Source organism: Nostoc sp. UHCC 0251, assembly GCF_034932245.1.
Lineage (GTDB): Bacteria > Cyanobacteriota > Cyanobacteriia > Cyanobacteriales > Nostocaceae > Nostoc.
In genome coordinates this window covers 11,486-38,048 of the sequence record NZ_JAYGHD010000294.1, presented here as the reverse complement: position 1 = coordinate 38,048, position 26,563 = coordinate 11,486, and the positions used below count along the sequence as shown (strand labels likewise).

Below are 26,563 nucleotides of genomic sequence, written 5' to 3'. Positions count from 1 at the left end.
TTGTCAATCCAAAAAGTTGGAGATAATTGAGGGCAAACAAAAATATGTTGTTACTATTTGCCACTCAGCCAAGCACACATCGGGCAAAATTCTGCTGGTGTAGAGGTTTACAAATCAACGTTACTATCAATATTCATGGGCAATCGGTATTTTTCCGGTAACTACTGAAAGTAGAAATGTGTAGAGGGAAATTACCCATAAATCTATATCTACGTTTAATCGTACTGAGGTGTTTCTTGTGTCGATAGATTTACCAAAACCAGTCCACTCTTGTCTTCTAGCCTTTATGAAGGTGCTTTAATCTCTAGAATATAAGAGTATGTAGAAATAGCGATCGCTCAAATAAATTCTTTATTTACTCTTTAAAGAACCAGTGATTTCTCTGATAACCCATAAAGATAGCATAAATATACTGAAATTTTCCTGATAGCAATAAAATTAAATTTTGTTCATAAAAATGTAGGGGTAATTCATAAATTACCCCTACCTAAATCAGTCTTTACCTCGTACCTCGTTCCCAGTCTCCGACTGGGAATGCCATCCTAGAGGCTCCGCCTCCCTTACTCGCGGCAGAGCCGCTTTGAATGCATTTCCAGCCAGAGGCTAGAAACGAGAAAAGATCCCCGACTTCTCTAAGAAGTCGGGGATCTTTTGTAGCCGTACTAGCTATTTTTCTACAGCTTGTCGCAGGGCTAATTGCTGTTCTTTTACATAAGGTACGTAATTACTACTAGAGTTTGATACTCCGTTAGCTACAACCCCAATCAGATTTAGCCTACTCAGCATGGCTGTTGCTTGATTAAGCTGACTTCGCGTCACAATACCAATGCTTGCCACCATGACCACGCTACGACAAGATGATGCGGTAAGCATGGCATCCACCAAGCCGAGAACTGGGGGAGCATCTATGAGTACCAAATCATAGTTTTCCTCAAATGCTGCCATTAATTGCATCATGCGAGGGGAACTCAAGAGATTAGCTGGGTCAGCAGGTTTTGGGCCGGCGGTCAAAATATCGATGTAAGCGGAACCTGCGTATTGCAGACTAATCTGGCTGGGTAGACTTGCATCACTAGCCAATAAAGTTGAAAGTCCTTGTTCATTAGGAAGATTCAGTTGGTGGTGCAGACTGGGATCGCGTAAATTGGCATCAATCAGTAACACCCTTTTGTGTAAACGGGCAGCACTCATTGCTAAACCTAACGCCAAAGCTGACTTACCCTCATCAGGTAAAGCTGAGGTAATCATCAAAGATTTTAAGTTAGCAACAGTATTCAAAAGTTCAATGTTTTTGTAAATCAGATCGAGCGATTCCCAACGTGGTGGAGATTGCAATACCTGAATTGTCCAGGGGGCGAGAACTTCTGGCTTACCAAAAGGCAACTTGATCATTGATTCTCTGGGTTTGGCTGGCGGTAATTTGGGAGTTGTTCCCAACAACGGCATGGCCATTTGCTTCTCTAACTCAGCAGTGGTGTGAACTGCATCATCAGCCGATTCCCGAATAAAGGCAGCAATGCCTCCTAACATAAACCCAACCACAGCACCTAACAGCAAGTTCTGTTGCAGATTGGGGCCTAGTTGCGTGCCTTTGTGGGGATCTTCTACAACTTCCCAATTAAATCCACCCTTGGAAAGTTCTTGCCGCAATTGCTGTTCTGCTCTTAAAAGTTGTTCTAATCTTTCACGACTAAATTGCAACTGCGGTAGCATCCGATTGTAATAAGCTAACAGAGGCGGGAAGCGTTTGATTTCAAAACGCAGCTCGTTTTCTTTCTGGGCCAAAGTTTGATCGCGAGCAGTTAAAGCAACTATATTAGTCTGTGTTTCCACTAGCTGACTAGCAAGGCTAAGATCAATTTCACCAAGCTGTCCTCGTTCGAGAAGAGAGTCTTTAGAAGTGAATGCACCAGCAGATTTTCCGCCTAAAGTTCTTCCTACCTCTTGTTGTAATAATTCCTTCTGTCCCTGAAGCTGTTCTTTGAGTTTTTGCACACTTGGAGTTTGATCTGTAAAGCGTAAGCGCTCCTGTGCTAGTGCTAGTTCGCTTTTTTGGATTTCGTTGAGTAAACTTTGGTAGCGAGTAGACTGACTTAGACGAGAAGCAACTAGAGCATTTTGGGGAGAACGATTAAGTTGTTCTTCTAAAGATTTTTGGCGTGCTAAAGCTTCCCCATATTGGGCACGAGTTGTCTGTCTTTCTTGGGCAATATTATTCAAAGCTGTTTCAATAGCTTTGGCCTGTGACTCTGGATCAATTAAGTTCTGATTTCTCCGAAACCTTTGTAAATTTGTTTCAGCCGCGTTTACTTCTTCACTGGCTTTACTTAACTGTTCCCTGATAATTTGCAAACCTTTTTGCAAACGTGAACTCTGCTGTTGTTTGTTATATTCAACATAAACTTGTCGAATTGCATCCAGAACTTTTTGTGTCTTTTCTGGATCTCCAGCAGTATATTCAACTTGAAATATTTTAGTAGCAACATTATCTTCTTTGCTCCTTAATTGAGTTAAGACCAAAGAAGCTTTAATCTCAGCTGCACTTATATCTGGATAGTCAGACTGAAGTTTATCAACTGCTTTTTGAATAAGTCCTGAACTCTGCATCAAGTTAAGCTGGGTAGCAGTATCTATAACCACATTCGAGTCGGTAAACTGATTATCTACTCCAGCAGTTTCTTTCTTACCTTGATAATTAGGTTCTACTAGCAGTTGCATTGAGCTTTTATAAGTTGGTTTGGTTTTCAAAGTTACCATACCTGCAATAGCAATAGAACCAATCAATACTGCTAGGAACCAAGGAAATCTTCGTACAAATACGGCAAACAATTGTCCGTAACTTGGTTCACTTTCAGAAGCTGGACTTATCTGAGGATTTAGGCTAGTTTGAACCACTTTTATTATCCTTGTCTTCAAGACTTACGCTAAGAGATTCCCCGAAGAATACCTATTTTTTTAACAACCCGCCTTCGCATAGCGTCTCGTTAGAGAAGCAGGAGATAGAAAATAAATAGGTAATCTTATAATGGAAAGAGATTTAGAAAGAAAAACGCAACCTAAGAGTCATTATTAAGAACATGGTTTGAATTAGTCAAATATCAGAAAGTTTTTCCGCCCACTTTTAAAGTGAGGTATATACCAAAAACAATAACTAATGACCAATGACTAATGACCAATGACTACTTTATGAAATGAATAATTGATGCACCCCACAAGCTTGGTTAATAATTTGCTCAACTTTACTAAAGAATGCATTCTCTGAAAAGTTTGCTACTGCATGATTACGGATGCGATCGTAATCCCAAGAAATGCCATTAGCTTCTAGTAATGCAAGTTGTAGAGATTCGGGTGTTTGTCTTTTAAAAAAGACTCCTGTTTCACCTGGAATTTGAGTATCTAATACTCCACCTGCACCATAGGCGATGACTGGTGTGCCGCTAGCATTAGCCTCTACTGGAACTAGCCCGTAATCTTCTAGGGCTGCGACAATGATAGACTTGGCTTTGGAAAACAAGTCTTTACGGGTTCTATCACTTACGTGTCCCAAGAATTCAATATTTTGTAAGGCTTTAGATTTTAACCGTGCTTGTTCTGGCCCATCACCTGATATTAATAACCGCCACCCCAACCAATTAAAAGCTTCGACTATTATATCAAGTCGCTTATAACTGATCATCCGGGCGGAGGCCAGATAATATTCATCTTTTATATCTGAAAAAAGAAATTTACTAGTATCAATTGGATAGTTTACCATCATTGCCTTTTTGCCATAAATATTTTCAATACGGCGGGCAACAACACTAGAATTGGCAATGTAAAGGTCAGGCTCCTGGGCATATTTCAGGTCTACCTTTCTCATTACTTGAAATACTTGCTCAATTAAAGGAGCAAAATATCTATAGTCTCCGTACTCTCTTAAATAAGTTGCTGTATCCCATAAGAAACGGGTGACGTTATGACAAAAACAAATGTGGCGGGCATTGGGATTTTTTCGCACGGCTTTGGCGAAGCTGGTGCTACTACTAATAATTAGATCGTAGTCTTGTAGATCCAAGGCACGAAAGGCAGGAAAATATAGAGGAGCCATTGACCTGAAATATTTTGCTGCACCAGGAATCTTTTGTAAAAAAGTTGTGTTGACTATGCGATCGCCTAGATCAATAGTTTTTTGGGGATCGTACAGAGATGTGAAAATATCTGCTTCAGGATAGCGCTTACAAAGCAGTTCAAACACACGCTCTGCCCCACCTCGCTGGGTTAAATAATCGTGGACTAGAGCAATTTTCATGAATTTAACCTAAAGTTTCGATCAGGTTTGTTTCAACGCTCCCCAGCAAATTATTATCAACAACTTTAGTGTTCAGCAGTATAACTTCTTATCCTCTTCACGAAATTCTGGCGACAAATACGTTGGTAAAGGACTTGGAGATCCCCCCAACCCCCCTTAAAAAGGGGGGCTTTTTTAATTTTCACCCCCTTTTTAAGGGGGTCGCCGCAGGCGGGGGGATCTTTCCGAAACGTAAGGGGCGTACAGCTGTACGCCCCTACAGCCAATTCATTTGTCGCTATTACCCAACTGCTACCAAGATTTTTTCTGAGGCGAAATAGTTGTTTTGCTCAGTTCGTAGTTGGTCGCAAAGTCTACCTTCAGGTAATTCTACATCCTCATAAGTGAGGACTTGATCCTTAGAAATATCCCGTTTTAGGCGACATCCTTCGGCTAAACCAATTGGTAGGAGATTTTGCTGTTGGACGATATTGGAATTTTCACATTGTCCGTAGGTCATGTAGTAGCCGATGCCATCCAGGGTTTCTCCTGCTTTCAGGTCGATTTTGGCGGTGGTGACAACATCTACTAGCGGGCCTGCTAGTGGAGACATAACCGCATCACCGAACAGGACAGCACGCGCTACGGACAAGGGAACTTCAAAATGACAGAGGTGATAAGGAGTATAGAAGCTGTAAAGAGGGCCTTCGCCTAATTTGTATAAGTTGAGATAGTGCTGTTGCTTGGGGTCGTCGTGAGTGGCAAATACATATACGCCTGGGCCTGGTTTTGCTCCAACTACATAATCGACAATGCCGCCTAGTTCTTTGAGTTGTTCAACATCATATAACTGGGTCATTTCATCGACATGACCGCTGAAGTCATATCCCAACATTCCCCGTTTGGCGACTTTCATCCCTGTGGCGTTGGCTACGATCGCTTGCTCGAAGGAAATTTTGGTTCCGTCTGCAAAGCTAGCCACCATGTGGGGCTTTTGACCCCAACGTTTAGCAAATCCTTCCTGGGTGGTGGGATTGCGATAAGGGTCTTGGAGTCCTTTAATGTTACCGCACAATAACGGAGTTAAACCAATGCTTTTTACAAAGCGGTAGAGGTTCATTTGTACCCCTGGTTGATCGCCATCACAAGCGCTGAGAATGACGCCTGCTTTGTCGGCATACACTTTCAAGATGGGGCCAATAGTGCCGTCGAGTTCGGCATTCATCATGATCACATGTTTGCAATGGGCGATCGCTTCCATAACGATCTGAGCGCCAAATTCCACTGCACCTGTGACTTCGATTAATGCATCGATGCCCTCAGCCCGACACAGTAACTTAGCGTCTTCTGTGACTGCATACTTACCGTTAGCGATCGCATCTTCTAATTCGCTGACAGTTGCAACAACTTGAATATCTTCAATTCCGGCTTCCGAATAAGCTTGTTTGGCTGCATCAATCTTGCGATTGGAGATAGCAACTAACTCCATTCCTGGCACTGAATTGACAATTTGGTTGGCAATTCCTCGACCCATGAAACCAGCACCGATCATTCCCACTTTAATAGGATTTCCTGCTGCTGCTCTGGCTTGTAAGGCGCGATCGATAATAATCATGAACTAAACTCCTTTTTGGAACTGTTGGTTGTGATACAAATCGTCTATAAACTTGCACTTAATGATTTGTTACAGCTAAATATTAAGTACATTTTCATAGTTAATTAGTGTTAGCGTAGGCGTAGCCCGCCGGAGGCATCGCTACTAACCAGTTGTTTGCTAGATGTCTGTTTTTTCTGGCTGTGCTTCTCGATAATTTGCTCTATAGTATTTCGGTAAACTTTAGCAAACTTCTCTTTAGTATGATTTGCTCTTACATGTTCCCACGCCTTCCGAGACATACTGTTGAGGTCTTCTACAGGCAAATTAGAAATTCTTCTCACTGCTGCTTGAATTTCTGCGATCGAAGAATTCTTTAATAGCACACCGTAATCCTCATGTACATCAACGCTAGCTTCGTAATTGACTATTGGGATTAACCCTGTATGCATACAAGTTATAACGCTGCCGGCTCCACCTTCTGCTGCTGAAACAAACACAGTACCAATGCAATTATTGGTAACTTCTATAAACTCAGGGCTGATAACATCAATCCACCCATAAGTATGTATATTTGGTGTTTCATAAAGCTCTTGATGAAAAGCTTGTTCAAATTCTGGTTCTTTACTAATCGGCCCACAAACTGTTAAATGGAAATCTGGCATTTGTGCAAAGACTTCTAAAACTAAATCAAGCCCCTTATGAACAAACCCGTGGCTAGCAAACCATAAAAAATTCTTTCTTACGGCTTCAAAATCCTTTTGTTCTGGCCAAGGATAGACAGTAGGATTAGAAAGCGGCACACGATAAATCGGTTTATTCGCATATTTGAAAGTATTGATGGTAAATTCATTACCTAAAACTATGCCATAATCTGCATATTCAATTCCCAAGTTAGGCACTTCATATCGCTGCGGGCAAAGAGTAATACCCCGTCGTTGTTGTAATTCTAAATGTCTATTGCATTCAGCCGCATTACGAAACACCATATTAGCAATGTCAACGTGAAAAATTTTCACACAATCTTTATTGAGTTTTGGTGCTAGTTCTTGCATCCGATGACGGACATCAACGAAAAATGCGTAATCTTTTTCTGGAACGAATTCATCATTGTAGAACTGGATGGCATCAACGTTATAACCAAGATCCAAAAATGTTTGCACCATCTGCCAAACTTCCCAGTAGGATGTATGGTCATGGGGTATGGACTGACCAGGCTTTAACAGGAATGGTTCAATCCGGTAAGAAAAAAGTACATTCCCTCTAGAAGGCTGCTTTGGCTTGAGTGAAACAACCTTTAAGCTTTGGATGTAATTAATGCGATTTACTACTTTTGTTAACAACGAATTGATAGAAGTAGTCAGATGTGATAGGGTATTATTCGGCATTTGATACCTCTTATTGTTGTGGAGTTAAACAGAGAGTAGTTACAGCTTGAAACAGCTATTTTGCTCCAACAGTCATCATTCTCAGCAAAGGCCAATTTAAATCTTTCTCAGAAATTTCAGTCACATCTAGAGGCCAATTAATGTCAAAGAATGGGTCATCATAACGTAAACCTCTTTCATACCCTGGCGTGTAAAATTCACCCACTTGATATACAACCTCGGTTTCATCTGTGAGTGCTTGATAGCCATGAGCAAACATTTCTGGAACATACAAGGCGCGGCGGTTTTCTGGAGTGAGTTCTACACCGATGTATGATAGAAAAGTGGGAGATTCAGGACGCATATCAATAATTACGTCATAGATTGCGCCTTTAGTACAGCGAATTAATTTTGTTTCTGCTGCTGGCAGAGTTTGATAGTGCATTCCTCGGATAGTGCCTTTTTTATAATTAAAAGACAGGTTACATTGAGCGACTGTTGGCTTTAAGCCGTGTGCTGCAAATTCTTGAGCGCAGAAAGACCGAGCGAAAAAACCACGGTGGTCTGGTTTTTCTTCTAAGTCAATAATGAATGCGTCTTTAAGTGCAGTTTCGGTGAAAATCATGTGATTCCTTCCTTTGAGATGAATGTTTAATACAGAAAATACTTGCTAACTGTTTGGTATTTTCACCAAAAAATAACAGTAATAAACGTGGATTTAATAACCTGTAAAAGGATACTAAGTCGGAATCTTAGCTGTATCTGATGAAGAACTTAACTCTACTCTGGGATAAGTATCATCCCAATATTGGGTACAAAGGTCTGGACGTTCAGGGGGATTGGCGGTGTAACAAAAGAATAACGTTGACCTGTCTTCTGTGCGAATTGTGCCGTGATGCAAAGCATTTTTTGTATCTACAATAATGACTGTACCTGCTGGGCCTGGGCAAGATTTCCAAGCTGATTTGGGGATGATTTTTTTAACTTCTTCATCATCTATACCCATATAGCCTGATTTATAAAGTTTGTAGTAAAGTTGAAAGTATTTCCAACTAAATAAGGGAGTTAAAGAGCGGGGAATATATTCAAAAGGCCCAGTTGTTTCCTTGACATCATTCAAGTAAATAAAGATTTTGATAATGCGACGGTCTTCAGCATCACTATGCCATAGCAGCGTTCCAAACTGATGTTTACTCTTGAAATCTTTGCGTAGATGTACACCATGAAAAGCAACAGGAAGACCGATGTAATTTTCGATGATATTAAGCAGTCTTTTCTCTATCCCCCAAGCATAAAATTCTGGTAAACCTGTAACTGTGGAAATTTGTGGTAACTTTTGCTCTAGATGGTCGTTGTTGGGATTTTCCATCTGAGACAATTGATAGTAAGCAGCTTTGAGCAGTTCTGAGGTAGAATTTAACCCTAAATCTGCCAGTGTTGTGACGCAAACGCCATCTTTTTTGAGAGCATTAAGGATGTTGCGTAGGCGTAGCCCGTCGTAGACATCGCTTCCTTCCAATACTGGCAAATTTCTGCTATGCTTCCAACGAGCTAGGTAATATTCAAAGTCAGAAGACAGTGTAGATATTTTGCGTTTAATTGCACTAAACATGTTGTAAATTGTTTCTATTTTTGTAGTATCTTTATTAAGAATTTACTATTTTATGGCTTATGGCTTCGTATTTCTGGAGTAGAAATTTCGCTTGCTTCTGCTAACTCAAATTCTTTAAAAACCATTACATCCAAAGCACACAAGCTAACTAAAGCCAAAAATGGAACTACTATCTTAATAGCAGACATAGGCCATCTTCTTAAAGCACCCAAGAAAACCTTCAAATTAACTTCTTTACCGTTCTGCAACAACATCCGTCTACAAAACTGTTTAGAATATCCATTCTCTTCTAGTTTCAAAATCACTTCGGGTATGTGCTTGTATTGCATTAACAGTGCAGATTTTGGTTCTTTTTGCCAATAACTCACACCAACAACACATTCCAAATAAGTCTCTTTCGTGACAATTACACTGCCATTAGCAGCACAATAGCCGGCTAAATATGCTAAAGATATCCAGTTATTTTCAGCATCTTGCCAACTTTGTAAAGCACGTTTTACTAGGTCAGTGCGGTAAATTGTAGCAGTCAGAAAAATAACTGCACCAACACTTTTTGAAAAACAATGCTCAAATATGGCTTTACCATCACCATTAGCATCTTCACTATCTACATCAAACCAGCGATTACCAATAATTTTTGGTGGATGAACTGGCTCACCAGTAATTTGGTTCCGACCGGAAAAGTTGAGGAACAATAATGATAAATCTTCATGTTGTCTGAGTTTGCTAATCACATAAGCAATGGCTCTATCTTGAATTGGATCATCATCACCAATTGTCCAAACATATTTTGTTGTTGTAGATTTTAGGCAATACATAATATTTTTGACTACGCCTAAATTCTTTAAATTTTTATTTGATTTAAATGTGATATTGCTTAGTGTTTCTTGCCATTTTTGGATTACTTCCTGAGTATTGTCTGTTGAGCAATTATCAGAAACTAAAATTTCACAGTCATCTTCAAAACCTTTAATAGCTTGAGCTAACCAAGTAAGTTGTTTATCTAGAAGTTGGGCACGATTAAATGTAGGGATAGCAATAGTTAGCAGTTTATTCATATTAAGCCCTAATCTGTAGTTAAGAAGTTACTAACAGCAGCTTAGTAATTAATAAGCTACTTCCCAGTCTAAATTTTTGTGTTTTGCGGCAAGAATTTATAGTAAATACATTTTTTAAGTATTTTGTAGCAATTTCCAAATAAATGATTGAGTATTCTTTGTTTGGAAATTACTTAGATATTGCTCATTATCACAGTAACAATATAAGAATAGTAATAATAAGCAATTTTTTATTTCTAATTAGTAATTACGACGCAATTAAAACCCTATCCGGAATATGGTGCAGAGGTTGACCACTGAAACAAAAGTTTGCGATCGCAATAATTTCAACTCACTAATTGAAAATAATTTGAGAGATGAGGTAAGTCCGAATCAAGACTATTTGATTCGGAAGCTTAGATTATTTGTTCGTTGCTGCTAGGCTATTTTTTATTCCAGAAAAAATCTTTGTCAATTTGCTCAGTACGAATTAGATACTCTAGCTGTTTTAAGCGAGTAAATCCTCTAAACAAAAACGTATCTTCAGCCATGTGTATTTGACTGAATAAATCAAATAGTTGCTGGGTACCAAGTCGGGCATTCCAATCACACTTAAATCCAGGTAAGATTGTGTTGATTTTCTCGAAGGATACCCGATAGCTGCGGTTATCTGAGCCGTTGTCACCAAAGGACAATTTACAATCTGGGAAAATATCAGCAATAATTTCCGCGATTTCTCTGACACGATAGTTGTTTGCTGTATCTCCCACATTGAAGATTTGGTTATGTACAATGTCCCGTGGTGCTTCCAAAGCGCAGACTATTGCTTTGCAAATATCCAGTGCGTGAACTAATGGCCGCCAGGGTGTACCATCACTGGTCATTTTGATTTGTTTGCTAGTCCATGCCAGCCCTGCTAAGTTGTTTAAAACAATATCAAAGCGCATCCTGGGAGAAGCACCAAAAGCAGTAGCATTCCGCATAAAGGTGGGAGAGAAGTCATCGTCAGCGAGTGGTCTGACGTCTCTTTCTACGAGAGTTTTGCATTCTGCGTAGGCTGTTTGAGGATTAACTGGGGATTCTTCTGTAACATCACCTGCGGTAGCAACACCGTAGACGCTGCACGAAGACATATATACAAAACGGCGCACACCCATAGCCTTAGCTAGGCTAGCTAGACGAACTGAACCTACATGATTAATTTCGTAGGTAATATTAGGTGCTAATTGTCCGGCTGGGTCGTTGGAGAGTTCTGCCATGTGAACTATTGCTTCAACACCTTCCAAATCATCAGGGGTGATATTACGGATATCTTTGTTGAGGGTTTTGGGTGTCACCCCATTAGCGTTGTACAGCCAACCAACTTTATAGAAACCAGTGTCTAGACCGATAACTTCATGTCCCCGTTCAATTAGCAGAGGCGGTAATAATGAACCAAGATAGCCTTCTGTTCCAGTTACTAATATTTTCATTGTGGTTAATGCCTTTGTATTGATGAGTTAAATTTTTCGTTTAGTAGGGGCGCACAAATATTCGCCCTAAAGGGTATTGCATCCAAGAGGGAACCGCTATATTTTTCGTTTGTATGCAAATAACTTGACCTCTCTCCAAACCTCTCTCCTAAAAGGAGAGAGGCTTTGAATCTTGCTCCCATTCCCTTATAGGGAAGGGGTTGGGGGTTAGGTCTGTATTCGACTCAACCCAGAAGCGCTATATATAACTCGGCTAACATTCATTACACAGTTTGCCAACTAACCCATTGGGTAGAAGCACTCTATAGCGGTTCTTAATTGATGCACTACACTTTTTTCTTGTGGGATGGGTATCTTACCCGTCTCTTATATTTCCAGGCTGGAAAAGATGCCCACTATACAAGATTCATCCTTTTATTCAGCAGCCCGGAAGTAATAACTATGCTATCTATGCAATTACTGCACTATCTAAATGTGAAAGTTGCGGAATCTGTGCCACAAGTGCTTTACCGATTTCTAGAGAAGATGTGGCCGCAGGAGAGGGAGCATTGCAAACATGAATGGAGTTTTGACCGGAAACAATCAAAAAGTCGTCTACAAGCTTGCCATCGTTCATTAAGGCTTGAGCGCGGACTCCTGCATGGGTGGGAACTAAATCTTCTGCTTGGACTTCGGGAATTAGTTTTTGCAAACTTCTGGTGAAGGCTGCTTTGCTAAAGGAACGAATGATTTCTTGGATGCCTTCATCAGCGTGTTTGGCTGCTAATTTCCAGAAACCAGGATAGGTGATGACTTCAAGAAAATCGCGTAAGTCAAAGTCAGTTTTTTTGTAACCTTCGCGTTTGAGCGACAAAACTGCGTTTGGCCCTGCATGGACGCTACCATCAATCATCCGGGTAAAGTGAACACCCAGGAAGGGGAAATCTGGATTGGGAACTGGGTAAATTAGTGTCTTGACCAGATAACGTTTTTCTGGGGTGAGTTCGTAATATTCTCCCCGGAATGGAACAATTTTTGCTTGGGGTTCAACTTGACCTAATTTAGCGGTGCGATCGCTATGCAATCCAGTACAATTAATTACAAAGCGTGTTTCAAAGCTACCTTTGTTTGTTTGCAGTACCTGATTTTTACCACTTGAGGAGATTTTCAAAACTTTTGTATTGAGGTGTAAATCTCCACCCTGCTGTTGAATTAGCTCGGCATATTTCAAACAAACTTGCTTGTAATTAACAATACCAGTTGAGAAGACCCGAACTCCACCTACACATTTTACGTGAGGTTCAATTTCCCTGACTTCTTCGGGGCTGATTCTCTTAACTTCTATGCCATTTTCTAAGCCGCGTTGGTAGAGATTTTCTAAGCGTGGTAGCTCTTGTTCTTCAGTTGCAACAATCACCTTACCACAAACTTCATGCTCAATTCTATGCTCTTGACAAAACTCGACCATAGAGCGAGAACCGTCACGACAAAATTTCGCTTTGAAACTCCCTGGCTTGTAGTAAATACCAGAATGAATCACACCGCTATTATTGCCGGTTTGGTGAAATGCCCATTGACTCTCTTTTTCTACTACTAAAATACGTGCATTGGGATAGCGTTTTCCTAAAGCCAACGCTGTTGAGAGTCCAACTATTCCCCCACCTATAATTGCAAAATCATACATTAATATTATCGTAGCTAAGAGCCAGAGTAAATAAGTGATTTTTGGAGTTACAATCTACTACATTAAGACGGAAGCCAATATGTCATATTATAAAATATCAAAATAAAGTTATTTTAACTTTCGACTTTTGACTTTTGACTTTTGACTTCCGCCTAGCGGTTACCATACCTTCCAGGGGGCTTGAGTGCTTTTCCATAGCCCCTCTAGATAGTTTTTATCGCGTAAAGTATCCATCGGTTGCCAAAAACCATCATGTTTAAAAGCAGATAGCTGTTCCATATCAGCTAGCTTTTCTAATGGCTCTTGCTCCCACACGGTAGAGTCATCAGCAATTAAGTTAATTACTTCTGGTTCTAACACAAAATAACCGCCATTAATCCAAGCTCCATCACCTTCGGGTTTTTCCCGAAAGCTGGTAATTTTAGTTTGCTCATATCCTAACGAAATGGCACCAAAACGCCCAGCTGGTTGAACGGCTGTGAGGGTTCCTAAGGTCTTTTGTTCTTTATGAAATTTAACTAGCTCGGTGATATTAATATTACTTACACCATCACCATAAGTAAAGCAAAATGTCTCATTACCCAGATGTTCGCTGATTCGCTTTAAGCGTCCGCCTGTCATTGTATTATCACCCGTATTTACGAGAGTGACACGCCAAGGTTCAGCATAACCAGAATGCACGTTCATTTGGTTAAATCGCATATCAAAGGTAACATCTGACATGTGTAAGAAGTAATTAGCAAAATACTCCTTAATTATGTAACCTTTGTAACCGCAACAAATAATGAAGTCATTAATGCCGTGAGCAGAGTAAGTTTTCATTATGTGCCAAAGAATTGGCTTACCACCAATCTCAACCATCGGCTTGGGTCTGATACTGGTTTCTTCACTGAGGCGTGTACCAAGCCCTCCAGCCAAAATCACCGCTTTCATGCAATTACCTCGGAGATTTGTAGGGATATAATTATTTGAATTTTTCGAGATGAAGAGGATGCACTTAGATGGAGAAAAACTGATTCCTGTTTTCTTTTTCTCCGTCAATAATCTAACTATAAATTTCGGCAAAATTATGAAGGGAATATAAATTAAAATCTTTTCTATATAAAAGCTCTATGAATATATAAAAATGAAAAAATAAATTATTCTATCTAAATCAAAATGTTACCCAATAAATAATTAGGGTTAGCGTCAGCTAACCCTAACAAGGCTTGATTTCTGAAATCAAAACCAATAATATACCAGTAACAAAACTTACTTGTTTTTAGTTAGTTTTTTCCACATTACTTGAACTGTGGAATAAAGGGTCACATTTGTTTTCTATGACTACACACATGTTACTGAGTGCTTGTTGATAATTATCCATATCATCTTGCTCAAGGAAGAATTTGGCAGAAGCTTGTATATCTTCGACAGCTTTCGACTGGTTTTTGTTAGATTCACTACCGCCATATTGTGCTAGCTCATAGCGAACCATACCTCGTTTGAGATACACTTTTGCTAGTTTGGGGCTGATAGCTAATGCTTGGTTAAAGTCAGCGATCGCTTGATTATATTCTTGCTCATAATTGCTGCTATATTGAGCAATTTGATAATAGACAACACCCCGCTGAAAGTAAGCTTCTGCTTTGGATACATTAAGTTTTATCGCGTGAGTAAAATCTGCGATCGCTTTTTTGTAAACTTGTTGAGATTCACCGCTATATTTGGCCATTTGGGTGCGGACAATCCCCCGTCTGATATAAGCTTCAATTTCATTATTATCAAGACCAATGGCGCGATTATAGTCTGCGATCGCTAGGTTATATTCTAGATCAGGATCGTTGCTATATTCGGCGAGCATATAGCGGGCATTACCGCGATTCACAAGAGCTTTGATTTGATTGGGATTGATTTTGAGAGCTTGGCTATAATCTCCAACTGCTCCTTCGTAGTCTTTCAGGTTATAGCGGGCATTGCCACGATTTACAATAGCTCTGGCATGTGTCGGTTCTTGTTCAATTGCTTCGGTAAAGCTGGCAATTGCTTTTTCATAGTCTCGGTCTTTGTAAGCAGTATAACCTTGTTGATAGTAATCAGCGAAGCTGAGTTTCTTATTTGTTTGGCGAGACTTCAGTGTTTGTTGAGTGTAAGCGTTTTGGGTAACCAACGGCTGAGTAAATTTAATCATTAAATCCGCATATCCCAATAAACCAAAACCCAGCAAGCAACAAATAATCGGGTACAACTTTGACTTCTTAGAAGGTTTATAACGTGTACCGCTTGGGGTAATTATTGGCTGCCAATAATTAGCTGAGTGCGGTGACATTGCCCTCTGGGGAAAATGCGGTGTCTGGGTGTAGCGCTTTCTCGCTTTGATTCGCGGTTGGAGATGTTCTCTAGCTTCTATAGCCCGATGTGATGGGAAGGGGTCGCGTCCGCCTAATCGCACGGTACGTTCACACCAGGGACAGCTACGCATGTGGTTGTTGTAGCGATGCTGGGGATTTGTCGTGCAGGTAATCAAAGAATCTTCGGCTTCAGCAATTGCTGAGAGCCAAGTTTGGGCACTGGGGCGCAGTAGTGGGTTGTTGTGACCGTCTTCAAAACAACGGACAAATAGTTCTTGTAAGCTGGGATGCAGAATTTCCCAAGCGGGTGCAATGGGTGTAGGAAGGTAGGGTACGTAGCGCTTTTGGCTGTAAGTGAAATGACCCGATGCAATGCGGGCTTCATAGGGTGGTGGCTCAATAGCACCTTGAAAAATCCCTGAAAATGGGTGGGTGCCTTCCATTAAGAGTTGGAATACCAGCACCGCTAACCCAAATAAGTCATGAGAAATTTCGCGATCGTGTTGGGCAAAAGTTTTATTCTGTAGTTCTGGTGGAGTAAACTCTGGTTTACCTACTGGGCAGCGATAAACAACATTGCTGCTTGGGTCGAGTACTTGGAAAGAGTCTGTGTCTATCAAAGTCACCAGTGCTGTGTCACTGACGAGGATATTTGACTCATTTACATCACCAATGCAATATCCACTAGCGTGTAATGCTGCAAAAGACGCCGCCAAGTTACGAGCCGTGCGGAGCAGGTACTGATAGTTAAATAAGGGGCAGTGTTGCCGACGGGTTCTAGGGTTGTAAAAGTCGATAATTGGACGCATCCCCTCAATGCGTGGCATTAAAAACCCCAGGATGCTATTTTTGCCATCTGCCGCCCGTAATAAATCCTCTGGCCAAGCGATAGAGATATGCCCCAAACTCGCCGTCGGATTTTCTGGCGGGTTGGCAAGCATCGCTTGGAGTTTATCAGCATGGGCAGTAGTTGGCTTGTGGTAAATCTTTGCCACCAAGCTGTTATCGGATGGCACTGCATAAACACAAGCCTCACCACCACGCCCCAAACTGACATTGAGGCTGAGGATTTCTTTTCTAGGGGAACAACGTAGTACCTGCATAATGAAATTACCGCTAACGGGAGTTATGTAAGATGTGAAACCTGTAAATTTTTTGCTTATGAGTTATTGAATGCAGCTATAATGAGTGTCAAATCATCATCAGTGCGTTGCGTAATCCGTTCTGAGCGTAAAAATTTTACCAGCTGGTCTTTTGCTTCTGTCTTATCCTTAGTATTAGCTACAAATTCAAACAGCGGAAAAAAGAAGGGTTTGTGAGGTTCGCCAACAACCATATTCAAAGCCAGCATTTGTAGTCCGTCAGTGATAATGCCAACATTTACTATGTCTGTGCGCCAGATTCGCATCTGCGCTGTATCTAAGGCAGTAGGAGAAGTTAAAAAAGTGGTTTCGTTGATGTATTCGCCACTGTCAGGCATAGTCAGTGCCAACAGGTTGCCCATGCCATCTTTTGCCACTGCCAAACCATCACCTATCTGTACCACAGCGACAACTTCTGGTGTGGCGACCATCATAATTAAGGTAGTCGCTAAATCTTGAGGCTGTTTGTCACAAGTAGCCGCCTCATCCTCCACAGCTTTTTTTGCAGCTAGTATGGCATCATTTAAGAGCGATCGCACATAGGCATCATCAGTCAAACTTTTCTGGGTGAGTCCTTTTGTGGAAATGTTTTCTATTGCTGTCTCCACAGCAATCATCGCTCCCACTTTCCCAAGGCTAGCAGAACCCGCGCCATCTGCTGCGGCTGCCACTAAAACGTCATCTGATAATACCTGCCAGTGATGAGCATCCTGACATAATTGATTGTTTTTTAAGTGACTTGTACCACATACAGACGCAGCCACAATCCGCCATTGAGTAATCTGTTTTGATATGTTCATAGGTTTTTTTTCCAGCAGCTAGCTGTGTAAACATCAAGCTGCGATTTTTAATTAAACAGTCCCCCAACCAATTGGCGGTAGTGCTACCTGTTCGTCTACCTGTGAATGAGAAACAGCCGACATACTAGTTGACAGCCAAACAAACATCTCGATAAAATTTAATCCTTTGAGCTTCAGGGGGGTACGCACAGCTATTTGATTTAAACGCGTCATATTCGCATTTTCTACACCCACTGTAAAAAATGCTACACGCTTATTTGCCTCATCTCCCTGTAGGCGCTGTGATGCTTGCTCTACCACATTTTCTAACTCCCCTTGTGGTTCTCCATCGGTAATCATGAATACCCACGGACGATAGTAAGCAATCCCATTGGCACGATACTGAGATTTCCGCTCTTGAATTATATCTAAAGCTTTATGAATTCCTGCACCCATCGTAGTCAATCCCTGAGCTGTCAAAATCGGCGGATTGAATTGATCGGCAGTTACAAAGTCTTGTACTACATTGATGTTACTATCAAAAGTTACGATCGCCACTTCCACGCGTCTGGCTGCTAAGGAATTTTTGACTAATTCATCCTTTAAACTCAGTAAACCCTGATTTAAAGCCTCAATCGGGTCTCCTTGCATCGAACCAGATGTGTCTAGTAAGAGTACGCAAGGACAACGTGGTTCTGGGTTCTCAGCAAATTCTACTACTTCATCAAGTCTTAATGTATCATCCATAACTTTTTGTGTTATGTTAAAGTTCAAAGCTTTATTTCCCTTTTCTCAGAGTATATAATTACAGTCGCTGAAGCGACTTACAGAATATAGTATCTAGTGGTAGATGCTCTAACTTTTATTAAACAAATTTTTTTCATGAAGTTCTCTATATATTTAAGAAGAACTTGAGAACAGTTTAGTTTAGCAAAAAAGAGTTTATCAAAACCCAGCATTCCCTGTTGTAATGTATCTACCCAAAATTTATATCCATTAACCATACAGTACAATAAATACGTAAACTTTCCTAGATAAGTTTTTAAAGATTTTATGTAGAAAAATCGTTCTTTTACATAAAAGTAATTAACCATAATTAAGTTCATTAGCTCTAGAAGTATACCAGTGTAACTGTAAAAACTTGGAATCAAATTCGCCTGATCAATTGAGTGGGCATAAATAAACGTCATTATTAAGGTCTTCAGCTAAGAGTTATCGATAGTGAGTAAAATCTAGAAGTAAGCAACATCTACTGATAGTTTAGCTATGATAAGCATTTACGTTTATTCATACCCAGCTATTTTTCTTTTGAGATAGATAAATTAAGTAGAAGGTGTCAAATGTAACAAATAAGTCTTAAGACTTATTACTTTTAATATATATACATATTTTAAAAGGAATAATTTGTGCGTAGAGAGAGATTACAAAGAAGAGAATACTTCATCGCTAATATTTTCAATCTACAAATGTTCGGTTGTTGATTCCGCAAAAAACTTGAAAAATATGAATAATTCAGGTACATTCACCAAACTACGTCCTCTAAGTTTGTTAAGACAGTTATCCAATTGCTCCGACAGTACTTGTTTGCAAGCATTAAGTAACTCAGTTTCTTGGTCGATTTACCTAGAACAGGGGAAAATAACCTACGCTACCCATTCCGTGGAACCGTTTGATCGATTAGAACGTCATTTGCGTCGTCTCAGTCATCAAATTCCACTGCTTACTAGCGAAGTTCGGGTTCAAGTACGTCTCATGTTTGAACCTGACTCACACAGTCAGTTAATTGAGAATGACAACAATTCTATCAACCACCCTCCTGAGTATCAGGCTATATCCTGGCTTGTTAGTCAGCAATATTTACATTCTACACAAGCAGCAGCGCTGATTCAAGAATTAGTTAAAGAGGTGATTGAATCATTTTTGTTAATTAAAGAAGGTACTTATGAATTAGCAGAACCAGTTGAAAAAATGCCAAGAATTTGTAGGCTAGATGTAGGAAAAATTCTAGAACGTTGCCAAGTAAGATTACAACATTGGCAAGCTTTTATCCCCCAAATTTCTTCTCCATATCAACGTCCATATCTGTTGATTAACAGCAAAATTGAGGAAAAAGATTTACCAAAACTTCATCCAGATTTAACTCATTGGATGAAGGGTTTTAGCCTGTGTCATCTGGCTACAATTTTGAATCAAGATGAAATCGAACTAGCTCGCAATTTATACCCTTACATCCTTAAGGGTGCGATTATCTTGCATGAAGCTGATCCACCATTTGATAAATTACCAAAGATATTTGAAGAGCCGTCGCTTTTGCCAAAATTCATTTCAGAGTTAGTTGACACCAAAGAAGAACTAGGTACTACCGTCAACTCTTTCCCAGATATGTCTGAAGATAATATAGCTTCTGTTCAGCGATTACCACAGGTTTCTCTTCCTCCAACAGAGAACTTTCAGGAACCAACAATATCAAATAACATAAATCCTGCTTCCCAAATAGTAACGCCTGCTACTGTAACGGCACAAAAAGTCCACAAAATTGTTTCTGTAGATGATAGCCCCACAATTCTTAAAGAAATTAGCCGTTTCTTAGAAAATGAAAATTTTTCTGTAGTGACTATCAACGATCCACTAAAAGCTGTTTTGTCAATTATAAGGCACAAACCGGACTTAATTTTGCTAGATTTAAACATGCTAGGAATCGATGGTTATGAGTTGTGCCGGATTATACGAAATAATTCAATGTTTCAAAAGACTCCTATCATTTTTGTCACTGGAAGTAAAGGAATTGTAGATAAAGTAAAAGCGAAACTAGTAGGCGCATCTGGATATCTCACCAAACCGTTTACTCGCGCCGAATTACTGAAAATAATCTTTATGCATTTAACTTGAATCAAACACTCCAATGAGTTTTTTATACACATTACTTTGTGCGATAATCTACACATGACTACTAATCTAGAAATTGACGAAAACTTAATTAAGGAAGCTCTCGAACTTAGTGGTCATCCAACTAAGGATGCCGTTGTTGAACAGGCATTACGAGAGTATGTAGAACGTCGAAAGCAACTGAAAATTCTGGAGCTATTTGGCACGATTGAATATGATGATTATGACTACAAGCAACAGCGCTTTATGCTTTCAAGAGTGATTTAATTTGCTGTTTAACCATATAATAATTGTTGCGTAAAAAAGTCATCCGCTTTTGCCTTTCTTTTTTTGCAGCTTGTTCAGCAAACCAATTAGACCAAATTGAATTATCAAGGTATTGAAAAAATAAATCTTTGTAAGGATGCTTACAACTACTGTGCCAAGGCTTATCTCTAGTTGAAAAATGAATAATGTCAGGATTATTAATTAGCTGATTAAATACATCCTCTGTAAACGGACTATCTTGCCAAGATGCATATTGAAATAAATATGGCATTTGATTCCATCTGGGTTCAAGTTCGCCCCATTTTCCTGCAAGGATAGCATTCAAAGCATCTTGATCGTGCCACCGTACATACTGTTTATTTATTCTCAAATACTCCATTACTGTTTCAAAAATCTTATCTTCCCGCCATTTTTTGAGATTCATTACTAGAACCCCAGAATTAAAGTATTTAGATTCTGGGGAAATGCCAAGCTCTTGATAATTGATGAGTCCTCTTGACGAAGATACATAAGGCGCTCCCATATCTTGTGCTGCCAAGAGATAATATTCTCCAATATCAATATTCCATAATTTCTCTATATTTCCTTGTACAATCACATCACTATCAATGTAAATTGCCTTATTAAATTGTTTTGGTAAAAGTTGAGGAATTAAAAGCCGATAGTAAGCAGCAATTGTAATATTTGATGAAGTTTGTGCATTTTTGAAGTGCTGTTTTCTAGGCTTGAGCCAATTAATTTTGACTTCCTCAGATTTTAGATTTTTGATAATTCTCTGTTTGTTAACTTTACTAATTCCACCATCAATAATATATAGAACCAACTTGTGTTCACTTTGGAAATTAGCAATAACTGAGCGGGTAGCCGATGCTATAGGCATAGAGTAGTTCTCATCAGCAGCACAAACAAGAACAATTGGTTTTTCATTTGATAGGTTTGTCATTATTGCATTTTGATATATTGTTTGGCATAAGAGATTGTTCTGTCAGTCTAACGTAGTAGGATTGTTCAAGTGAAAGGGTACGCCTTGCGGGATGAGTAGCCATCGATCGCTAGTAGGCACCCTAAAATTAGAACAAAAGACGATCCCTAAAACAAGCACACTCCATGCGTATTTCTCTAAATTGGCTGCGCGAACTAGTAGAGATAAAACTTAGTCCAGAAGAATTAGCCGAAACCCTGACAATGGCAGGGTTTGAGGTAGAAGATATTGAAGACCGCCGCACTTGGGCAAATGGCGTGGTTGTAGGGAAAGTGCTTGAGCGTCAACCCCACCCCAACGCCGATAAATTGAGTGTTTGCCAAGTAGATATTGGTGCAGGTGAGACTTTAAATATTGTCTGTGGCGCTGCCAATGTGAAGGCAGATATATATGTGCCTGTGGCAACTACGGGTACTTACTTACCCAACATCGATTTAAAAATTAAACCTGCAAAACTGCGTGGTGTCCCATCTCAGGGCATGATTTGTTCTTTAAAGGAACTCGGTTTGCCCACCGATGTAGACGGAATTCATATTTTTGCTCAGGAAAATTTACCATTGGGTAGTGATGTGCGGCCGTTGTTGGGTCTAGATGATGTGATTTTAGACCTCACCGCAACTGCTAATCGCGCTGATGCTTTGAGTATGGTAGGCGTAGCACGGGAAGTAGCAGCTTTAACTGGTGGAAAGTTGAGCATTCCTGAACCTGGTGAAGTTTCTATTCCCAAAACTACCGGAAATTTAGCTTTAAAAATTGCCGATACCCAAGCTTGTCCTGCATACATCGGTACGGTAATTGAACAGGTCAAAATTGCTCCATCTCCCGAATGGTTGCAACAGCGTTTACGGGCTGCTGGGGTACGTCCTATAAGTAATGTCGTAGATATTACTAACTACGTTTTGTTGGAATGGGGACAACCACTGCACGCCTTTGACTGCGATCGCTTAAAATCAATTGCAAGTAGTGAAAATTTAACTATCGGCGTTCGCTTCGCCAATGCTGGAGAATCTCTCAAAACCCTGGATGGACAAACTCGCAATCTATCAACCCAAAATTTGTTAATTACCACTAACGAAAAACCCGTTGCACTGGCGGGAGTCATGGGTGGAGAAGAAACGGAAGTCCATGAAGGAACTCAAAGCCTAGTTTTAGAAGCAGCTTTATTTGATTCTGTGGCAATTCGCCGTTCTTCCCGGAGTGTTGGTTTAAGAAGTGAGGCTTCTGGCAGATATGAACGGGGAGTTAACCGGGCTGAGTTGGAAATAGCTAATCGCCGCGCCTTATCCTTAATTAGCGAATTAGCTAGTGGAATTATTGCCCAGCAGGAAGCTGCCGACACCCGCCCCGACCCCTCTACTTGGAGTCGTTCCATTGCATTGCGTTTAGACCGAGTTAATCAAATACTGGGGCCAATCGATTTAGGAGAGGATACAGGTGAACTCCAAGAACAAGATGTTGAGCGCATCCTGACTGCATTGGGCTGTAAATTGACTCCTTCAGGAGAAGATACCACCCATCAACCCAGATGGTCTGTCTCTGTTCCCCCCTATCGTTACCGCGACTTAGAGCGAGAAATTGATTTAATTGAAGAAATTGCCCGTCTCTATGGTTACAACAAATTCTGCGATACCTTACCAGAAAAAGCGGAAGCTGGCTATCTGCCTTTAGACGAGGAACTGATTCGCAAATTACGAGCTTTCCTGCGGGCCGAAGGGTTGACAGAATTAATCCATTATTCTTTAGTCAAACCAGGAGAAGACAGAGAGATAGTACTGTCAAATCCCTTATTTGCCGAATATTCAGCGCTACGAAACGATTTGATTGCCGGTTTAATTGATGCCTTTCAATACAATTTAGAGCAGGGTAATGGTGCCCTTAACGGCTTTGAAATCGGGCAAATTTTCTGGCAAGGAGAAGACGGGTTGCAAGAGACAGAAGCCCTCGCGGGGATTATGGGAGGCGATCGCACCGTTGGCAAATGGTCAAACAGTGGGCGCGAACAACCCATCACCTGGTTTGAAGCCAAAGGCATTTTAGAAAGTGTATTTCGGCAACTTGCCTTGCAGGTAGAATTTCAACCCGATCGCCGCGACGAGCGCTTACATCCAGGACGCACTGCTTCCCTATGGATTCGGGGTAACAGACTGGGTATTTTTGGACAACTCCATCCCCAACTGCGACGAGAAAAAGGCTTACCAGATTCCGTTTATGTTTTCCAGTTGGATCTAGATGTGCTTTTAGAATCTCTAGGACAAGACGAAATTCTTGTGCCAACATTCCAGCCATATTCTACCTATCCAGCTAGCGATCGCGATATCGCCTTTTTCGCACCCGTGAAAATCTCAGTTGCCGATATTCAAAAAGTCATTACCAAAGCTGGTAAAGATTTGCTTGAATCGGTGGAATTATTTGATGAATATCGCGGCGAAAATGTCCCCGAAGGACAGCGGAGTTTAGCATTCCGCTTAATTTATCGGGCTAGCGATCGCACTTTGACTGAGGCTGAAGTTGAACCAGTCCACAATAAAGTCCGCGAAGCTTTGGTGGAAAAATTCGGCGTTAACTTGAGAAGTTAGAAGTTATATCATGTCCGGCTGATTACTTACTAAACCTTAAGAACCCCATCCCGCCTGCGGGGAGGGGTTGTTTTATTGTGAGTAATTTGGCGGGCTATAAATTGATGAACTTATACATCAGGTGTAGCGATGGGCTACGTCCAGCCAGAGGCGAGCGCATCTAATAATACTAATCCCATTTACTTGAATAAAGCAGTGTTATCATCATGAAAACCATGTTGAATTAGACACTTTGTGCAGGCAGTATTGTAGTTGCAATACCGTGCATAGGTTTTGTCTGGCGTAGGCACCGCTCTAGCAGCAGCAGTAGTTTTGGCAGATGTTTAAATACAACAACATGATGCAACTATAATATTGCCCAGCAGTACTTAGTATAATAATTTTGGTTAAAACCAGTAAAATTCTCGGTAATACGCCATGATAGAATTTGCCGCCATTACTTCAGTGATTAGTAAATATGCTCCTCAAGCTAGTCAACTAATCATTAAACAAGCTCAAAAAAACGAAGCTGTTATCAAAGTTTTACAAGAATTAAAACTCAATCCTACCCAAATTGCTGATGATGTTGATACTGTTTATGTTTATGCTCTGGTAAGATATGGTGTATTTAAGCCTGAAGCAATTTTAAATCTGTTTAAAGAGAAAGTAATTAAAGATTATTTTTGGGATGCTTATAGTAATAATATTGCCTTTAAGTTCGTAGAAAATACAACAAAAATTCTAAATCAAAATAGCGAACTAAAAGCGCAGATAATAAATGCCAAAATTAGCTTTTTGGCTGAATTAGAAGAATTTGGCGAAGCCTTTATTGCGGTTGCGAAACAAACGAAAGCCTCAAAATATCAGCCTTACCCAGATTGGAATTTAGATGTTTATCCCAAAGATTTTAAAGCCTTAATCTTTGAAAAAACTCGCTTATTTTGCGGTCGTGATTTTGTTTTTAAGGCTGTTCAAAAATTCTTTACAACTCAAAATAAAGGTTATTTTAGTGTGATTGGAGATGCAGGGATGGGTAAAAGTTCCATTGCTGCTAAATACATTTTAGCTACTAAATTTCCTTGTTATTTTAATGTTTTCGCAGAAGGACGCAATAAACCAGAAAAGTTTTTAGCCAGTATTCGTCAACAATTAATTAAGCGTCATTCTCTTCAAAATTCAGACAACGCTGATTTAAGAACTTTACTGCAAAAAGCTAGTGAATCACTAAAAGGACAAAAACTTGTCATTGTTGTTGATGCACTAGATGAAGTAGAACAAGAAGGAAATGGTAATCTTTTAGATTTACCACAAAACCTTCCCGATGGAGTCTATTTTTTACTGACTAGAAGACTTTATAATCAAGAAACAAAACGTTTAACTTTGTCTCCAGATACTCCTGTAGATGAATTAGATTTAACAAAGCGTGATTACACAGCTTTGAGTCAGGAAGATGTAAAAGAGTATATTCAATTATTTTTGAATAACGATCGCAAACTAAGAAGTTGGATTAATGAGCGCAATATTTCTGAAGATAATTTTATTCAGGAAATAGCTCTCAAGAGTGAAAATAATTTCATATATTTGCGCTATTTATTACCCGGAATCTCTGAAGGTAAGTACAATGATTTAACTTTAAAAGGATTGCCACAAGGTCTTCATGATTATTATACGACTCATTGGAATCGGATGGGGATGGACAAAGAATCCAATGAAAAAAAGGTAAAGATACTATATATATTGGTAGAAAGAGGTGAGCCGATATCCATAAACATGATTGCGGAAATTCTTGACGAGGATGAATACGAGGTGAAATCAGTGTTAAATGATTGGGTTGAGTATGTAAAATCGGAAGTAAATGAAGATGAACAAAAAACTTACTATAGTATTTATCATCAGAGCTTTCTAGAATTTCTCAAAGGTCAAGACAAACTAGGTAAAGGTCGAAAACTATTTAAAGAAATTAATAAGATTATGGCTAATTTTATGCTAAAGGAGATGGCATAAATGGGAGAAATTACCATGAAATTAGCCTCAAAATCGGCGGAATTTAAAAATTTATTTTTGAGTCAATTTCCTGAACAACAATTAAAAGCGGGAAACTCGGAAAAATATTATCAAACTCTCACAGACTTTGATTTTATTTCTCTGAAAATTCACTATCCTCAATTTGGAGTAGAAACTCTGATTAGAGATTATTATTTGATTGACGATCCAGAGATATTAGATAACTTAGAAGAAGAAGAGAAACTAGACCCCGAACAAGTCAAACCCCTCAAATTAATTCAACGTACCTTACAATTATCAGCCCATGTTTTGAATCAAGACCCAAATCAATTAGTAGGGCAATTATGGGGAAGGTTGCAGAGTTTTCCTGAGCCAGAAATTCAGAAAATATTAGCAGATGCAGTACAAAGTAAAAGTGAAATTCCTCGATTTCACCCGATCGCAGCCAGTTTAACCGCTCCGGGGGGAAACTTAGTGCGTACTCTGACTGGTCATAACAACAGGGTAAATGCAGTAGCCATTACCCCAGATGGACAAAGAGCAGTTTCTGCTTGTAGTGACAACACCCTGAAACTGTGGGATTTGGAGACAGGAAAGGAAATCTCTACC

19 protein-coding genes are annotated in these 26,563 nt (G+C 39.9%); 5 read left to right on the top strand and 14 right to left on the bottom strand.

The window, feature by feature from the left end; translation table 11 throughout:
• Positions 1 to 666: 666 nt before the first annotated feature.
• The 13 genes from VB740_RS21110 to VB740_RS21050 all read right to left on the bottom strand — a co-directional run bounded on the left by VB740_RS21110 (position 667) and on the right by VB740_RS21050 (position 18,007).
• On the bottom strand, positions 667 to 2,895 hold the full coding sequence (locus tag VB740_RS21110) for a polysaccharide biosynthesis tyrosine autokinase (protein WP_323201874.1): 2,229 nt from the start codon (positions 2,893 to 2,895) through the stop codon (positions 667 to 669).
• A gap of 289 nt (positions 2,896 to 3,184) precedes the next feature.
• On the bottom strand, positions 3,185 to 4,288 hold the full coding sequence (locus tag VB740_RS21105) for a glycosyltransferase (protein ID WP_323201873.1): 1,104 nt from the start codon (positions 4,286 to 4,288) through the stop codon (positions 3,185 to 3,187).
• 280 nt (positions 4,289 to 4,568) lie between these two features.
• Positions 4,569 to 5,882, bottom strand: coding sequence for an NAD(P)H-dependent oxidoreductase (locus VB740_RS21100; RefSeq protein WP_323201872.1), 1,314 nt, complete (start codon positions 5,880 to 5,882; stop codon positions 4,569 to 4,571).
• A 110-nt stretch (positions 5,883 to 5,992) separates the two neighbouring features.
• Positions 5,993 to 7,249, bottom strand: a complete 1,257-nt coding sequence (locus tag VB740_RS21095; protein WP_323201871.1) for a glycosyltransferase — start codon at positions 7,247 to 7,249, stop codon at positions 5,993 to 5,995.
• 55 nt (positions 7,250 to 7,304) lie between these two features.
• Positions 7,305 to 7,853, bottom strand: a complete 549-nt coding sequence (rfbC, locus tag VB740_RS21090) for a dTDP-4-dehydrorhamnose 3,5-epimerase (RefSeq protein ID WP_323201870.1) — start codon at positions 7,851 to 7,853, stop codon at positions 7,305 to 7,307.
• A 114-nt stretch (positions 7,854 to 7,967) separates the two neighbouring features.
• The gene (locus tag VB740_RS21085; RefSeq protein ID WP_323201869.1) at positions 7,968 to 8,840 is read right to left on the bottom strand and encodes a phytanoyl-CoA dioxygenase; all 873 of its coding nucleotides are present in this window, start codon (positions 8,838 to 8,840) and stop codon (positions 7,968 to 7,970) included.
• Between the two features lie 50 nt (positions 8,841 to 8,890).
• Positions 8,891 to 9,898 carry a glycosyltransferase family 2 protein gene (locus tag VB740_RS21080; RefSeq protein ID WP_323201868.1) on the bottom strand — a complete coding sequence of 336 codons (1,008 nt, stop codon included), beginning with the start codon at positions 9,896 to 9,898 and terminating at the stop codon, positions 8,891 to 8,893.
• Between the two features lie 422 nt (positions 9,899 to 10,320).
• Positions 10,321 to 11,349, bottom strand: coding sequence for an SDR family oxidoreductase (locus VB740_RS21075; RefSeq protein WP_323201867.1), 1,029 nt, complete (start codon positions 11,347 to 11,349; stop codon positions 10,321 to 10,323).
• A 448-nt stretch (positions 11,350 to 11,797) separates the two neighbouring features.
• Positions 11,798 to 13,012 (bottom strand): L-2-hydroxyglutarate oxidase, encoded by a 1,215-nt coding sequence (gene lhgO / locus VB740_RS21070; protein WP_323201866.1) that lies wholly within the window; start codon positions 13,010 to 13,012, stop codon positions 11,798 to 11,800.
• A 159-nt stretch (positions 13,013 to 13,171) separates the two neighbouring features.
• A complete protein-coding gene (gene rfbF / locus VB740_RS21065; RefSeq protein ID WP_229555979.1) occupies positions 13,172 to 13,945 on the bottom strand; it encodes a glucose-1-phosphate cytidylyltransferase in 774 nt (257 codons plus the stop codon).
• A 328-nt stretch (positions 13,946 to 14,273) separates the two neighbouring features.
• Positions 14,274 to 16,442 (bottom strand): tetratricopeptide repeat protein, encoded by a 2,169-nt coding sequence (locus VB740_RS21060; protein WP_323201865.1) that lies wholly within the window; start codon positions 16,440 to 16,442, stop codon positions 14,274 to 14,276.
• Positions 16,443 to 16,498: 56 nt separating this feature from the next.
• Entirely contained in the window at positions 16,499 to 17,281 is a 783-nt protein-coding gene (locus VB740_RS21055; protein WP_323201864.1) for a PP2C family serine/threonine-protein phosphatase, read from the bottom strand.
• Positions 17,282 to 17,332: 51 nt separating this feature from the next.
• Positions 17,333 to 18,007, bottom strand: a complete 675-nt coding sequence (locus tag VB740_RS21050; protein ID WP_100898244.1) for a vWA domain-containing protein — start codon at positions 18,005 to 18,007, stop codon at positions 17,333 to 17,335.
• 756 nt (positions 18,008 to 18,763) lie between these two features.
• Here VB740_RS21050 and VB740_RS21045 point away from each other — a divergent pair.
• Together VB740_RS21045 and VB740_RS21040 are read left to right on the top strand one after the other, a co-directional pair.
• Positions 18,764 to 20,149: a response regulator gene (locus tag VB740_RS21045; protein WP_323201863.1), complete on the top strand. Its 1,386-nt coding sequence runs from the start codon at positions 18,764 to 18,766 to the stop codon at positions 20,147 to 20,149.
• Positions 20,150 to 20,203: 54 nt separating this feature from the next.
• A complete protein-coding gene (locus VB740_RS21040; protein ID WP_323201862.1) occupies positions 20,204 to 20,413 on the top strand; it encodes a type II toxin-antitoxin system VapB family antitoxin in 210 nt (69 codons plus the stop codon).
• On the opposite strand, the gene VB740_RS21035 is transcribed toward VB740_RS21040, so the two are convergent.
• Positions 20,391 to 21,356 (bottom strand): glycosyltransferase family 8 protein, encoded by a 966-nt coding sequence (locus tag VB740_RS21035; RefSeq protein ID WP_323201861.1) that lies wholly within the window; start codon positions 21,354 to 21,356, stop codon positions 20,391 to 20,393. The two genes, VB740_RS21040 and VB740_RS21035, sit on opposite strands and share 23 nt — an antisense overlap.
• Positions 21,357 to 21,520: 164 nt before the next feature.
• On the opposite strand from VB740_RS21035, the gene pheT reads away from it, so the two are divergent.
• From pheT to VB740_RS21020, 3 genes are all read left to right on the top strand, one after another.
• A complete protein-coding gene (gene pheT / locus VB740_RS21030; RefSeq protein WP_323201860.1) occupies positions 21,521 to 23,971 on the top strand; it encodes a phenylalanine--tRNA ligase subunit beta in 2,451 nt (816 codons plus the stop codon).
• Between the two features lie 417 nt (positions 23,972 to 24,388).
• Complete coding sequence (locus VB740_RS21025; protein WP_323201859.1) at positions 24,389 to 25,954, top strand: ATP-binding protein; 1,566 nt, start codon at positions 24,389 to 24,391, stop codon at positions 25,952 to 25,954.
• A gap of 15 nt (positions 25,955 to 25,969) precedes the next feature.
• On the top strand, positions 25,970 to 26,563 hold a 594-nt coding region (locus tag VB740_RS21020; RefSeq protein WP_416290308.1), incomplete at its 3' end, for a WD40 repeat domain-containing protein.

Coding starts and splice junctions, on each gene's coding strand:
- VB740_RS21100 (WP_323201872.1), bottom strand. CDS start 5,882: ATGATTATTATCGATCGCGCCTTACAAGCCAGAGCAGCAGCAGGAAAT.
- lhgO (WP_323201866.1), bottom strand. CDS start 13,012: ATGTATGATTTTGCAATTATAGGTGGGGGAATAGTTGGACTCTCAACA.
- VB740_RS21040 (WP_323201862.1), top strand. CDS start 20,204: ATGACTACTAATCTAGAAATTGACGAAAACTTAATTAAGGAAGCTCTC.
- VB740_RS21045 (WP_323201863.1), top strand. CDS start 18,764: ATGAATAATTCAGGTACATTCACCAAACTACGTCCTCTAAGTTTGTTA.
- VB740_RS21055 (WP_323201864.1), bottom strand. CDS start 17,281: ATGAACATATCAAAACAGATTACTCAATGGCGGATTGTGGCTGCGTCT.
- VB740_RS21060 (WP_323201865.1), bottom strand. CDS start 16,442: ATGCAGGTACTACGTTGTTCCCCTAGAAAAGAAATCCTCAGCCTCAAT.
- pheT (WP_323201860.1), top strand. CDS start 21,521: ATGCGTATTTCTCTAAATTGGCTGCGCGAACTAGTAGAGATAAAACTT.
- VB740_RS21035 (WP_323201861.1), bottom strand. CDS start 21,356: ATGACAAACCTATCAAATGAAAAACCAATTGTTCTTGTTTGTGCTGCT.
- VB740_RS21075 (WP_323201867.1), bottom strand. CDS start 11,349: ATGAAAATATTAGTAACTGGAACAGAAGGCTATCTTGGTTCATTATTA.
- rfbC (WP_323201870.1), bottom strand. CDS start 7,853: ATGATTTTCACCGAAACTGCACTTAAAGACGCATTCATTATTGACTTA.
- VB740_RS21080 (WP_323201868.1), bottom strand. CDS start 9,898: ATGAATAAACTGCTAACTATTGCTATCCCTACATTTAATCGTGCCCAA.
- VB740_RS21095 (WP_323201871.1), bottom strand. CDS start 7,249: ATGCCGAATAATACCCTATCACATCTGACTACTTCTATCAATTCGTTG.
- VB740_RS21050 (WP_100898244.1), bottom strand. CDS start 18,007: ATGGATGATACATTAAGACTTGATGAAGTAGTAGAATTTGCTGAGAAC.
- VB740_RS21105 (WP_323201873.1), bottom strand. CDS start 4,288: ATGAAAATTGCTCTAGTCCACGATTATTTAACCCAGCGAGGTGGGGCA.
- VB740_RS21085 (WP_323201869.1), bottom strand. CDS start 8,840: ATGTTTAGTGCAATTAAACGCAAAATATCTACACTGTCTTCTGACTTT.
- rfbF (WP_229555979.1), bottom strand. CDS start 13,945: ATGAAAGCGGTGATTTTGGCTGGAGGGCTTGGTACACGCCTCAGTGAA.
- VB740_RS21025 (WP_323201859.1), top strand. CDS start 24,389: ATGATAGAATTTGCCGCCATTACTTCAGTGATTAGTAAATATGCTCCT.